The organism is Candidatus Hydrogenedentota bacterium, from assembly GCA_012523015.1.
Classification (GTDB): Bacteria; Hydrogenedentota; Hydrogenedentia; order Hydrogenedentales; family CAITNO01; genus JAAYBJ01.
Genome location: JAAYJI010000025.1, coordinates 1 through 12,987, shown reverse-complemented (window position 1 = coordinate 12,987; position 12,987 = coordinate 1). Strand labels below are relative to the sequence as shown.

Below are 12,987 nucleotides of genomic sequence, written 5' to 3'. Positions count from 1 at the left end.
TGAAGTTTGCGAACGATCTGTTCCGGATTGTGACGTTTCCTTTTCGACATAATCAAGTCTCCTTGCCCGAAGGGCAGATGCGAAACTCTCATTATACATGGACCAGTTTACGGGGGGCACACCAATACCACTTGACAAAACCTTGCTATATGGTATAATCAAGGTGTCTAGAGAGAATCTCATCATGAACCTTAATATACTCGCAAATAACCTTCGACGACTTCGTACCGAGAAAGGACTGAGTCAAGCCGATCTCAAACGCGAGACCGGTCTTTCTCTACCTACGATAAAAAATCTCGAGAATGCCAAAAACGAGCCTCGCTTCAATACGGTCCAGGCTATTGCTCGTGCATTGGAAGTGCGCTTGCAAGATCTTTTTATACCAACGCGCGAACTCAAGACTGTTCGCTTTCGAAGTTCAAAGCGGATGCAGAACCGCACGAATATACTGGCGGAAGTATCTCGCTGGCTGGATGATTTCTGTTGGCTCGAAGAATTACTGGACAATCGTATCCCATTTGCATTGTCAAATATTAGCAATCACGCGAACAAATTTGATAGATCTGAAATGGCACGGCAATGTCGGCAAAATCTGGGGCTTAACAGCACAGAACCGATACATGATATCTGCGGTCTCTTGGAAAGCGCAGGTGTAAAGGTACTTTCCCTTTCCAAGGCTTCAGATAAGTTTTTCGGTCTGTCCATAGGTGAAGAAGACGGTGGACCAGCTGTCGCTGTAAATGTTTGGGGACGTATTTCCGTTGAACGTCGTATTTTTAGTGCTGCCCACGAACTTGGACATCTTTTGTTACATCCGGGTGCTTATGACAGTATACAGTCTGAGGAAAATAAAGAAGAAGAAAAGGAAGCGAATCATTTTGCAGGCTATTTCCTGCTGCCTGAAGAAGGTTTCAATAAGGAATGGCAGAATGCCGCCGGCTTAGATTTTGTGGATCGAGTGCTCAAGGTGAAAGGTATATTTCACGTGAGTTACAAAACTATTCTTAGCCGACTCATAGAGTCGAAAATCGTCGATAAGTCTATTTGGCCCAGATTTAATGTTGCATATGAGAAGCGGTTTAACCGGAAACTTGCTTACAAAGAAGAACCTAAGGGCATTGACAACGCAGAACCTTTTGGCCTGCGGCGCTATGACTTCCGAGAAAGTCGATTTAGTCGTCTTGTTCGCGAAGCGATAGAAAGCGACAAGATCAGCACCGGCCGCGGCGCAGAATTGCTTCGCATTTCGGTAGAGGAAATGCAAGAACGTATTATCTGTTGGAAAGCCTTAAAGTGAGGGGACCCGCAAAGACAACACGATTAATGATAATGGATGCCTGTGTCTTGATCGACTTTTTGCATGCCGATCGTACTGTCCTGCATCTCATACCGGAGTATGTCGGTGAAGTGTATGTGATATCTCAGGTTGTCGAAGAACTTCGTGAAATTAACGAAACGAGCGAACTTTATGAACTTGGTCTATTAGTCATAGACCCAGAAATCGAAGATATATATAGCGCCGCTAGTGAAGTCAATTCTATTTCATTTCAGGATAGGCTGTGCTTATTGACGGCAAAGCGTCATGGTTTGACGTGCATAACAAATGATCGCATTCTTCGACGTTTTTGTGAGACTGACGGCGTCCCGATTCTTTGGGGGCTGGAGTTACTCGTAGAGTTGTGTGACGCAGGTGGTATTCCTAAAAATATTGCGGAAGCTATCGCTCAAACAATTCACGAAACAAATCCAAGACATATCACTCAAAAGATTCTTAAAAAGTTCAAAGAAAAACTAAGCAATATTAAATGAACAAGGAATTGCACGAAACACCCGTCCCAATTATAATAATCTCTTTTCGATACAATCTCATCATCGGTTCAATTATGGACTCCTTCGGGTGTTTGAACAGAACTATTGTACCGAAGATCTCTGTGATGTCCTCTTTTTTTGGACCGGTTGCATTTCAACCTTGAATCCGCCCCCTTTCTCAAAACACGAGAGCCTTAGAATCGGGGAAGAACTTTTCTTGGCATCGGAATATTCAGCGTCAAAGATATGTTCGTTATGCAGTAGATCAGCGGCTCCTTGAACCCAATAAGAAGATGAAGTTCAAGGGCTTTTCATGGTATACTGACTATGTCTGATGCTATTGAGGAAGTGTTTATTTAACTGTCACAGGAAAATCCCCAATGAGAAAAACAGAAAATAAAGTGGTACACGGTGGTCAAGCCGACGTGTTTGCCCATGTGTTTTCTGTGTGGGGTTCGGAGGTGCCAGCGCCCGGCGACTACGCAAAACATGCGCGTAACAATCGCCCGGGCCACCAACTTCTTTGATCCGGCAGGGCGGGAAAGGCCGGAACCAACCCTAATAACCTGTATCTCGGAGTGTATCTATTGCGAATCAACCCGAGATGACTCCTGTTAAACGGGCCCATCCTTTTCTTCATCTGCCGGACGGCTGACGTACTTTTCAGTTCTATCCCAACCAACCCCATTCAATAACCCATAATATTCCCTTTATATAACGGAGAAAAGGTCTTATGTCGAACCGAATTTATCTTTTTGATACTACCCTGAGAGATGGCGAGCAGTCTCCCGGCGCGAGCATGGATGTGAACGCTAAAATCCAAATGGCACAACAACTGGACCGTCTCGGTGTAGACGTTCTTGAAGCCGGTTTCCCCATCGCATCGCAAGATGAGTTTGACGGTGTGGTGCGTGTTGCCAAGACCGTTAAAAAGTCCTCTGTCGCCGCACTCGCCCGTGCGTTAAACAAAGATATTGAACGTGCCGCTGCAGCGCTGGAACATGCGCGAAGCCCCGTACTGCACACCTTTCTGGCTACTTCTGACATCCATATGGAATACAAACTGAAGATGAGCAAAGCGCAGGTCGTGGATACGGCTGTTGCTGCCGTGCGTTTAGCAAAAAGCCTGCTTCCCCGCGTTGAATTTTCTGCAGAAGATGCCACCCGGTCCAACCCCGATTTCTTGGTTGAAGTCGTTTCCGCCGTTATTGAAGCGGGCGCAGATGTTATTAATCTGCCCGATACGGTGGGCTATACCACACCCGACGAGATTCGGGAAATGTTCCGCTATGTCATCGCCAACGCGGCCGGCGCAGATAAAGTCATTTTTTCCTCCCACAACCATAATGATCTGGGCTTGGCAGTTGCCAATGCACTTGCCGCCATCCAGGGCGGAGCACGACAAATTGAATGTACTGTCAATGGCATCGGCGAACGGGCAGGAAATACGGCGCTCGAAGAATTGGTCATGGCAATCCATACACGCTCAGATCAGTTCCCCTTCGAATGCGGTATCAACAAAAAAGAAATTACCTCGTCAAGCACCGTGTTGAGCATGATCACGGGGCTGACCATCCCCTTCAACAAACCGATTGTGGGACGCAACGCTTTCGCCCATGAATCCGGCATCCACCAACATGGAATGCTCGCTCATGCCAAAACCTACGAAATTATGACCCCTGAATCGGTGGGTCGTGAGCGGAGCGATCTCGTACTGGGCAAACATTCCGGGCGTGCCGGTTTAGCCAAACGCAGTGAGGATCTGGGCTTTGACTTGACCGAAGAAGAAATTGATCAGCTCTATGATCTGTTCATTGATCTGGCGGACAAGAAAAAAGAAGTCTATACAGATGATCTGCGTATGCTCATTGTCGGAATGTATGATAAAGGACTGGAAACCTATTATCTGGAACAATTGCGTGCTTCCGGCGTGGATCCTACTGTTGCGTTGGTGAAACTGCGCCACGGCGATCAGGTCGATACAGAAACCGCCACCGGTGACGGTCCTGTTGATGCCGCTTGTAAAGCCATCGAAAAGATCGCAGGGCTCACCGGCAGACTGGAACAATTCGAAATCCGCGCGACCACGCCAGGTAAAGACGCCTTGGGTGAAGCCTACGTCATGGTTCGTTTCGACGACCGTTTATACCGTGGTAACGGTGTCAGCACAGATATCGTTGAGGCGGCCATCCACGCGTACCTGAATGCGCTGAACAAACACGTTGCGTATTTGGAAAGCGATCGTGTCGTAGAAGCCCATAAGAATGGCAACGGCAACAGAAATAAAGCGTCCAAAGCGAAATAGATCTAGTTTTTTAAAACTGCGCGTGCACACAACTCCCATCGCAGAAACAGTTATTGAGGCAATTCGATCTCTTTCCACAGTCCCTCGGGGCTGATGTAAAGGATCCCCATGTTTCTCCAGAAGCTGAGTCGGGCAAGGGTATGCGTGATGAGCGCGGAGGTCAAGCTGTTCTGTGACCGGATAAGGTCATCCTGCGCATCCACTTGGTCTTGCGCCGTGGACAGTCCTAATTCAGACAGCAATTGCTGTTCATCGACACGGCGTTGGCTCAACTTGACGCTTTCTTGCGCGACCTCATAGTTGCGCCGCGCCTGTTCGAGATTACGCCATGCCGCCCGCACGTCCAGTTTGATGGTATCCTGTGCCAAAGAACTTTCACGGCTTGCCCGTTCAAGATCTATAAGTGCGGAGCGGTAGGCGTTGTGTTCCGCTTTCTTGTCGAGCGGTGGATCTACGTCCAGACCGATGTACCATTCCGTTCTGTCAAAGTCGAATTTAGCAGGCGTACTTTCCCCTAACGAGGCGGTTTGTGCGCCTGCTACAATATCCAGTCCGGGCTTCAGCGCGTTGGCAGCCACTTTTAGCTTCCGTTCTGCGTCAAAAACGCGGTCTCGTTGGTTATAGAGGTCGAGGCGCGACACCAACGCTACTTCAATGGCTTCTTCCAGATTCACTTGGGGATGGTTAAGTCCCTGTTCACGAAGCGTATCCAGTTCGTTATTGTCGAGGATCAGCGCTGTTTCTGTGGAAAGGCCCAACATAATCTTAAATTCGTCTAAGTCTTCTTGGTAGCGCCGTGCAGCATTCACATATTCATTTTCATTGTTCAATTGGAACTGTACCATACGCCCCAATTCCGCTTGCGTACGAAGTCCTTCTTGTGCGAAGGCGCGCTCACGTTCCACATTCAACATGAAATTTTGAAGGCTGGTCCACGTATTACGTACGACGTCCCGTTGTTTGAGCACATTGTAATAGGCGGTGCAGACATTGACCGTAAATTCTTTTCGGTAGTGGGTGAAAGTACGCAGCGCGTAGAGGGCATTGCGTTCCGATTGGGTTAATCGTTCTGCCGCGATGGCGCTGCCCGCCCCTTCAAGTAAAGGTTGGGTGAATGCGAGTCCCAAAACGGATCCTGCACTTTCCCGTGGGCTGCCGGTCAAAAATCGTAAGAAATTGGTGGTCAGTGACGCCGCGATTCTACCGCCGCCGTGCATCAGCCGATCCACGCCTATGGTGGTGCCGCCCGTAATCCGCTGTTCATGGATCAAGGTCGTTGTCGGTTCATTCAGCCCGAGCATATCGCCGCTTTCCCGAAAAAGATTGGCATATGCACGGAGCAGTTCCTGTTGGCTTCCTGTGAGTTGTTCAAGTTCGCTAATGATGCCGCCGATTCCGGCCATCGTTTCCGGGAAGAGGGATGGTTCTGTAACTTCACGTGCACTTCCCCGCAGTGCCGCCTGCAAATTTCCCGAAAAGATAGGGGTGTAGCGATGTCGGTCCAGCGTCAAAGCCAAGACTTGCAAATAGAGATTTTCTTTTGCTGTTTGATAGGAGCGATTTTGCTGTACGGCAAGCATAATCGCCTTTTCAAGCGAAACAATAGGCGTACCCATATCTTCGTGTACCGCATTGCCTAAGGTGGTATCTTCCTCTTCCAGCTTGGGAAGCGTTTGGAGTTCGATGGGTTCATCGGTAGGTTCTAAGGAAAAACCGCTGTCGGCACCGAGCACATCGGCACTTTTTTCTTCAATGATCTGATAGACTTCTTTGTCCACACGGTCTGTATTCTTCGTGGTGGCGCATCCCGCAAAAAAGAGCAGGGCTGCAAGGGGGGCCGCATAAAAGAAGCCGCCATGGATTGGGAGGGACAACCAAGCAAAAAGGGCTTTCCTTTTCTTCATTTTTTCAACGGCATGGGTTACAAGTGCAGTTGATAAAGAATCATGATTTTCTCTGGAAATGATTGAGGGCATACTTCTGTTCTTCCAAGTCTTTATGAGGTTCAGATTATTTTTGATAGCCATAGCGGGGCGTATTATCTTCAGGGATCGGCGCCGGTCGATGAGAAGGTAAATCTTTACCTGAGGATAAAAAATAAGAACCGGGACCGAGCAGCGCTTCCACTTCATCGCGGATTTGCTTTGTATGGGCAGCAAGACACGCGCTGGTGGCGTGTATCACCACTTCACCATGAGCAGCAGGATAGAGACAATGTAAAAAGACATCGTTAGAACCGTGACTACTGCCTAAGATCATAGCAAGCTGATGAATAGTATCTTCTTCTTGTTGTTCCGGTTTCAAGCGCACATGTATGGCGCGGGTCAACATGGTTTCTGCCTCACTGATGGGGAAAAGGTTTTCGGCAATTAAGGTGCGTTTTTCGTCTCGAATATTCACGGTGGTCTGACACGCTATAATGCTATCTTCGATGAGATGCTCTTTTTTAACGGCGTAGAGTCGAGAAAATACGATGATCTCACAGGGGCCTTGTAAGGTTTCCAAGGTGAGGAAGGCCATGGCGTCCCCTTTTTTAGTGTAAATTTTTTTTGCTTCCGAGATCAGTCCGATGACGGTGAGCTCTGCGCCCCCTTCCATTTCATTAAAAGTACCCAGATCAAGGGTGGTTAGCTCATGAATCATCTTTTCATAGGCGCGCAGCGGATGACCGCTAACATAGGCTCCCAGCATCTCCTTTTCATGTTTGAGTATGTCAGATTCTTCCCATTCGGGAAGATCCGGCTTATTCGTATAAGGATCAATATCACTGCTGTCATCGGTCATATCGAAAAGAGAAGTCTGACCGGAATCGCGTTCTTGCTGCATGGATTGGCCCAAGCTTATGGCTTGATCCATGGTTTTTTCGACTTGATTGCGATTCCATCCCGTACTTAGAAAAACGCCGGCTTTATTCAGACTGTCCAAACACCGGCTGTTTATGCTTTGGCCGCTTAATCGGATACAGAAATCAAAGATATTTTTATAAGGTCCGTTATTTTTCCGTTCTTCAACAATATTTTTGCAGGGTGTCTCGCCTACATTTTTGACGGCACTCAATCCAAAGCGGATCGCGTTATTTTCCAGGGAGAAACTCTCCTCACTCAAATTAATATCGGGCGGCAAGACGGTAATACCCAGATTATGGCATTCATCGATATAAAAGGCGGTCTTCGCCGGATTCACGATTTCGCTGGTAAGCAACGCGCACATAAAGGCTTCCGGATAATTGGCCTTCAAATAGGCAGTTTGATAGGCAACAAAAGCGTAGGCCATTGAATGGGATTTATTGAAGCCGTAGCCGGCAAAGGTTTCGATACGTTTCCACAAATCTTCCGCCAAACTTTTGTTGATCTCATTCTTTTTGCAGCCGATCACAAAGTCCTTTTTCTGATCGGCAAGAAGTTGTTTATCCTTTTTCCCCATAGCACGACGCAGAATATCGGCACGGCCCAAACTGAAATCAGCACAGAGCTGCGCCAGCTGCATCACCTGTTCCTGATAAAGGGGGATACCATAGGTTTCTTCCAACACGGATTTGATGGTGGGCGGATTATATTCCGTTTCTTCAGGATGGTGTTTATTGTGAATATAGGTATCAATGAACTGCATGGGACCGGGGCGGTAGAGGGCCACCAAGGCGCTGATTTCTTCGATACTTTCCAGCCCGATACGTTTGGCAATATCGCGCATGCCCGCGCTTTCCAACTGGCAGATGCCTGTCGTGGCGCCGCTGCGCAATAACGCGTAGGTTTTCGCATCGTCAAGATGGATATGATCAATATCCACGTCTTTTTTGTAGTATTTTTTGACCAGACGCACGGTGTCATGGATCATGGTGAACCTGCGCAGCCCCGACAGCTCCATTTTCAACAAGCCGATCGTCTCAACACCTCTCATTTCAATTTGGGTGGATACGACGTCGTTCGAAGCAGGTTTGTACAAGGCGATGTGATCGGTCAACGGATGATCGCACAAGACCACTCCTGCTGCGTGTTTTCCAAGGTGGTTAATGGATCCTTCCACACGTGTCGCGAGATGCCACAAATGGGCTGTCTCAGGTTCACTGTCAATACGTTTCTTTAGTTCTGGCTCTTTTTCCAGTGCTGCATCCAAGGTTATGGCAATATCATTGGGGATCAAAGACGCGATCTCATTACTTTTCTGTATGGAGATACCCAGCACACGCGCCACATTCCGCACCGCATTTTTTGCGTTCATGTGTCCGAAGGTAGCAATTTGACTGACACAATCAGCGCCGTATTTCTCACGCAAATACTCAATTAATTCTTCGCGCCGGTTCACACAAAAATCAATATCCACGTCAGGCATACTGACACGTTCAGGGTTGAGGAAACGTTCAAAAAGCAGGTTATAGCGTAGTGGATCAAGATTGGTGATTTGCAGGGCATAGGCGATGACGCTTCCCGCTGCGGAGCCGCGGCCGGGTCCTACAGGGATTCCCGCTTTACGGGCATAATCAACAAGATCCCACACCACCAAAAAGTAATTGACAAACTGCATTTCTTCGATGACGTTTAATTCGAATTCTGCCCGTTCGCGAACGGCTCCCGGAACCGGGCTGCCGTAACGCATCTCTAGCCCTTCAAATACGCGATCCCGTAAATATTGTGCTGTGTCTTCTCCCTTCGGCGTCACATAATGAGGTATTAGCTTAAGCTCCGTCGGAATGGTAGCGTTGCAGCGTTCCGCTATCCGCACAGAATTTTCGATTGCTTCCGGCCACCGTGCAAAGCGGCCTTTCATTTCTTCGGCAGTCAACAAGGAAAAACTATCATTGGGCAAACGCATTCTATCCGTGTCTTGCAAGATCCTCTTGGTTTGAAGACACAAGAGCACGTCGTGAGCTTCTGCATCCTTTTGATCGAGATAGTGGCTGTCATTGGTGGCGACTGCCAAGAGTCCGTGTTTTTGGGCCAATTCCCACAATTGAGGATTGATTTTTTCCTGTTCCTCCATGTGGTGGTTCATCATCTCAACAAAGACATTGTCCTTCCCAAAAATACCGATGAGCTGATCCAACTCTTTTTCTGCTTCTTCCGGTCTGTCTTCCAAGAGCATGCGCGGCACGCGCCCATTCAAACACGCTGTGCCGACAATCAATCCCTCGTGGTATTCTTCGAGCAGTTCTTTGTCTACCCGGGGTTTATAATGCCATCCTTCCAAATGCGCATGGGTGCTCAATTTACAAAGATTATGGTATCCCTGTTCGTTTTCACAGAGCAGCAGCAGATGATTCGATGCAAACTTCCCGCTTTTCGCGGACTTGTCGAAGCGGTTGGTGGGCGCTACATAGACTTCACAGCCTAAAATAGGTTTGATCCCGGTTTTTTTTGCCTGTAAATAAAAATCCAAAAGACCGAAGATCGTGCCGTGATCCGTTACGGCACAGGCGGACATATTATAGTCGGCACAGCGTTTTAATAATTCAGCGGGCTTCGTGAGTCCGTCCAACAGGCTGTAATGGGTGTGTAGATGAAGATGTACAAAGCTATCACTCATGAGCAATCCATTAATTCCGATAGTAGGTTAAGCGCCTCGTCGGCTGTTTGGACTTTGATCGCATCGCGATCGCCGACAAATAAACGATGAATTACACGCCGGGATGTGGGGCTTACAACGGCAAGATAGACCGTTCCCACCGGTTTTTCGGGACTGCCGCCGCCGGGGCCTGCAATGCCTGTGACGGCGACTGCATAATCACTGTGAAACCGATGTTGCGCGCCCCGTGCCATGGCTAGCGCAACCTCCTGGGAAACAGCGCCCTTTTCTGCGAGAAGGGCTTGGGAAACACCCAGCAAGGCGGATTTGGCTTCATTGGCATAGGCAATAACACCGCCGAGAAAGATTGAAGAGGCACCCGGCACATTGGTGATGCGGTGACTAATCAATCCGCCCGTACAAGATTCCGCTGTGGCTAAACTGCAATGATTCTCGTTGCACCGGGCGACGATCGTATTTTCCATGGCCTCATGGTTCATGGCGACGGCTCCGTGTTGTTGTGGCGCTTTCCCCTTTAAAAATGGATAGGAGAATGCTCCGCGGCGTGATGGGCTGCCCAAAATACACCCCGACATCGATTTGATCCGCGTGTTGATCATCTATTGTGCCATATTCTTCCGCCCGATAGAAAATTTAAAAAAACCGGTGGGAATCGACCTGCGTCTAATTTTAAAATGCTTTAAAACGATCATTTTGGGAACAAAATCGTGGAAGAAGGTATATATACAGCAATTGCCAAGCGCGAAGACCGCGATGTGATATCATTAGCGGTGGAGGGCGTGTGGGCCCGGAGCGGTAAACCTTTCTATACCGGAGTACGTTTCTTCTAGTGCAACATAACAACGCTGAAAACTTGTCCTTATTGACGGATGAAGCCCTTGCAGCCTTACTGCAAAAAGGGCATGAGCCCGCGTTCGACGAAATTGTCCGTCGATTTCAAGGATCTATGTATGCCGCTGCGTATCGCGTCACCGGCAACCGTGAAGATGCGTTGGATGTAACACAAGAAAGTTTGATCAAAGTACATAATAAGATTGATCTGTGGGCGCCTACAGGCGGTTTCATGGCTTGGGTGCAGCGTATTACCACCAATCATGCTTTTGACGTGTTGCGCAAGAAAAAGCGCAGAAGAGCGGAGTTTTTAGCAGGCGATTTTCTCGAAGAAACGACCCATATTGAGTCTATGCCTGAAAAGATGGATACCATCCAACAGGTTCGTGCTCAAGAAATTGAAGATCGAATTCGAGAAGCTTTGTTGCAAATAACGCCCATGCAGCGCCAAGTATTTATGTTGCGCCATTTCGAAGGCTTGCCTTTGGCGGATATTGCAAAAGAGTTGAATTGTTCTTTAGGCAGTGTGAAAGTGCATTTGTTTAGAGCCGTTCGTAAACTGCGCGACTTGTTAGAGCAATACAAGTCTGATTTATAAACTAGACTGCGCCAAGCGTCTTGGCACGTCTTTGATTGATAAGATTATAAAATTTTGCGGGTATCTCAAACTGAGCCGCCCCGGCAGATAATAGCTAAGGGTATCTTATATGCTTCCTAACGTCTCGGAGTCCACGTGTCCATGATCAGTATTCTTTCAACGCTAAAGGATCGCCTTGTCGGAGGAGGGCGCAGACGGGAAGCCGAGACCTTGATTGCTCAAGAGTTTTATGAGCCACTCAGTGAAACGGAAGCGAACAGACTGGAATATCTGCTGAAACAGTACCCTGATCTGAAAGAGGAACGCCAATCCTTGCGCCAAAGCCTGGCTCAGATCACCTTGACCACAGAGGAATTACCTTGGGATTTAACGGCTGCGCTGCGTGCGCGGCTCCATGCTGAAGATTCTCCGAAAGTTTCCCACCGACGCTTTTCTTATGCCTTCGCGGCGCTTGCCCTCGTCATCCTGAGCGTGAGTGTATATACTGTATATATGTTGTCCGGCACGGAGCATATCCCTGTTATAACCCAAGAGACAAAGTCTGTTGCAGAACCGGAATCGCAGCTCGCCTTTTTCCAACAACAAGCCTGTGATCAGGTAGCACGAGGAGAGAGCGAGGAGGCGGCCGACCAACTGGAGCAGGCTATTAATGACTATCCCAATGATGCCCTCCATGCCGACGCGCTTCTTACCTTGGCCGACATCGAATATTCCTATTTGCAGCGCTACGATCGTGCCTACGAGACCTACAAACATTTGGAAGATGAGCACAGCGAAGTCCTCGATAATAATTGGTACTATAAAAAACGGATGCAGCTTTTAGCGGCTGCTCTGCCTCAATTCTTCACACCTCTCCGTGAACTGGAGACTGCGGCCCATTCCGAAAATCCCATGCGCAGTTATGAAAACTTGCTGGTGGAATATCCGGACAGTCCTTGGGCAGAGGAAGCGTTGAACCAGATGTGCCGTGTCTTGGCACGAACTAACAATATGGATCTTTCCGATACAGTCGGGATCTTGAAAAAAGTGCGCGGCGTCTGTGATCATCCTGTTGCGCGCGATCGGGTGGACTTGGAGTTGGGCAATTGCTATTGCGATTTGCTGAATGATCCGGAGCAAGCGCGGCAACGCTACATGCAGGCAGCGGAAAGCCGTCATCTTGATGTGGCGTTTCGTGCGAAAGAAGCTTTGGCGCGCCTCGATTAACGGCGCGGCAGATTAGCGGCGCAGAGCATCCTACTTCTCTAATATTTTTCCCTGACCCCTGTTTTTATGGTATCTTAGCTGTTGCCACCTATGGATAAATAACAGTCACGGAGTGTATCGTAGTGCGCGAGCCCAAAGCTTTTGAACAATTGCTGCTCCATCGCGGCGTCCTAGACGACAGCAAACTGGAGCGCGCCCGTTTAGAATCCGCCAAAAATCAGATGCCCCTTGTGGAAGTGATTCCGCAGCTGGGTTTGGCATCGATAGAAAGCGTTTATAAAATACTGGCGGAATTTTGCGAAATGCCCTTTGTTTTGTTGTCCCGCGAAGAGATTGATCCCGCCATCGCATCCAAAGCGCCCGCCCGCTTTGCGACCCATTACGGTTTTGTGCCCATCAATGAGCGTAACGGCGCCTTAGTCGTTGCCATCAGCGATCCTCTTAACCCGCAACTGCTTGATGATATACGCTTGGTACTTAAGCGCAGGGTGGAACCGGTTGTCACCACGCCGGGCGAGATTGTACGGCTCACCAAAACGCTGTATGGTGTGGGCGCTGATACGATGGAACGCATCCTTATCGATGCGGAGGCAGAAGGTCCTGTTCTCACGCTGGAAGGCACTGCTGTCGGCGCCGATCTCGGCGACGATACCATCGACGCCTCTATCATCAAATTTGTTAACGAACTGATTTTGGAAGCTATCCAGTCGGATACGAC

The 12,987-nt window shown here is 48.6% G+C and carries 9 protein-coding genes; 6 read left to right on the top strand and 3 right to left on the bottom strand.

The window, feature by feature from the left end; translation table 11 throughout:
* Positions 1-184: 184 nt before the first annotated feature.
* The 3 genes from GX117_01245 (at position 185) to GX117_01235 (ending at position 4,114) form a co-directional block, all read left to right on the top strand.
* Positions 185-1,297, top strand: coding sequence for an ImmA/IrrE family metallo-endopeptidase (locus tag GX117_01245; protein NLO31969.1), 1,113 nt, complete (start codon positions 185-187; stop codon positions 1,295-1,297).
* Positions 1,298-1,344: 47 nt separating this feature from the next.
* Positions 1,345-1,809 carry a PIN domain-containing protein gene (locus GX117_01240; GenBank protein ID NLO31968.1) on the top strand — a complete coding sequence of 155 codons (465 nt, stop codon included), beginning with the start codon at positions 1,345-1,347 and terminating at the stop codon, positions 1,807-1,809.
* A 733-nt stretch (positions 1,810-2,542) separates the two neighbouring features.
* Positions 2,543-4,114 (top strand): 2-isopropylmalate synthase, encoded by a 1,572-nt coding sequence (locus GX117_01235; GenBank protein ID NLO31967.1) that lies wholly within the window; start codon positions 2,543-2,545, stop codon positions 4,112-4,114.
* Between the two features lie 50 nt (positions 4,115-4,164).
* On the opposite strand, the gene GX117_01230 is transcribed toward GX117_01235, so the two are convergent.
* Genes GX117_01230 through GX117_01220 form a run of 3 tightly spaced genes read right to left on the bottom strand, consistent with a single transcriptional unit; the run spans position 4,165 to position 10,233 of the window.
* Positions 4,165-6,090 carry a TolC family protein gene (locus tag GX117_01230; protein ID NLO31966.1) on the bottom strand — a complete coding sequence of 642 codons (1,926 nt, stop codon included), beginning with the start codon at positions 6,088-6,090 and terminating at the stop codon, positions 4,165-4,167.
* A 34-nt stretch (positions 6,091-6,124) separates the two neighbouring features.
* A complete protein-coding gene (gene dnaE, locus GX117_01225) occupies positions 6,125-9,634 on the bottom strand; it encodes a DNA polymerase III subunit alpha (protein ID NLO31965.1) in 3,510 nt (1,169 codons plus the stop codon).
* Positions 9,631-10,233, bottom strand: a complete 603-nt coding sequence (locus GX117_01220) for a CinA family protein (GenBank protein ID NLO31964.1) — start codon at positions 10,231-10,233, stop codon at positions 9,631-9,633. Before GX117_01220 ends, dnaE begins: the two co-directional genes overlap by 4 nt.
* Before the next feature lie 230 nt (positions 10,234-10,463).
* Here GX117_01220 and GX117_01215 point away from each other — a divergent pair, with 230 nt between their 5' ends.
* From GX117_01215 to GX117_01205, 3 genes are all read left to right on the top strand, one after another.
* Positions 10,464-11,063, top strand: coding sequence for an RNA polymerase sigma factor (locus tag GX117_01215; protein NLO31963.1), 600 nt, complete (start codon positions 10,464-10,466; stop codon positions 11,061-11,063).
* A 141-nt stretch (positions 11,064-11,204) separates the two neighbouring features.
* On the top strand, positions 11,205-12,269 hold the full coding sequence (gene bamD, locus GX117_01210; protein ID NLO31962.1) for an outer membrane protein assembly factor BamD: 1,065 nt from the start codon (positions 11,205-11,207) through the stop codon (positions 12,267-12,269).
* Between the two features lie 122 nt (positions 12,270-12,391).
* Positions 12,392-12,987 (top strand): hypothetical protein (locus tag GX117_01205; GenBank protein ID NLO31961.1); only part of this gene is annotated, 596 nt, incomplete at its 3' end.